A 642-nucleotide genomic window follows, 5' to 3' on the forward strand; every position below is an offset into this window, starting at 1 on the left:
ATGGCGCAGCTCGAGCGCAACGCGCGCGATCTGCAGGAAGCGGTGATGTCGATCCGCATGATGCCGATGGATTACGTGTTCAGCCGCTTCCCGCGTCTCGTGCGCGACCTCGCCGCGAAACTGGGCAAGGAAGTGGAGCTGGTCACGTTCGGTCAGGCGACCGAACTCGACAAGAGCCTGATCGAGCGCATCATCGATCCGCTGACCCACCTCGTGCGCAACTCGCTCGACCACGGCATCGAAACCGTGGAAGCGCGCCGCGCGGCAGGCAAGGACGCGACCGGCCAGCTGGTGCTGTCCGCCGCGCACCACGGCGGCAACATCGTCATCGAAGTGAGCGACGACGGCGCGGGTCTGCGTCGCGACAAGATTCTCGCCAAGGCGGTCAAGCAGGGCATGACGGTCAGCGACACGATGACCGACGAGGAAGTCTGGAACCTGATCTTCCTGCCGGGCTTCTCGACGGCCGAACAGGTCACCGACGTCTCGGGCCGCGGCGTGGGCATGGACGTGGTCAAGCGAAACATCCAGGCGATGGGCGGCCACGTGGAGATCAGCTCGCACGCGGGCAAGGGCAGCACGACGCGCATCGTCCTGCCGCTCACGCTGGCGATTCTCGACGGCATGTCCGTGAAGGTCGGC

General features: G+C 65.9%; 1 protein-coding gene. It reads left to right on the top strand.

All coding sequences use genetic code 11. The annotated features are described in order from the left end of the window. On the top strand, positions 1-642 hold a 642-nt coding region (locus tag SB764_RS38205; protein WP_410866489.1), incomplete at both ends, for an ATP-binding protein.

The sequence above is a fragment of the Paraburkholderia sp. SIMBA_027 genome (assembly GCF_046535315.1).
GTDB lineage: Bacteria > Pseudomonadota > Gammaproteobacteria > Burkholderiales > Burkholderiaceae > Paraburkholderia > Paraburkholderia tropica.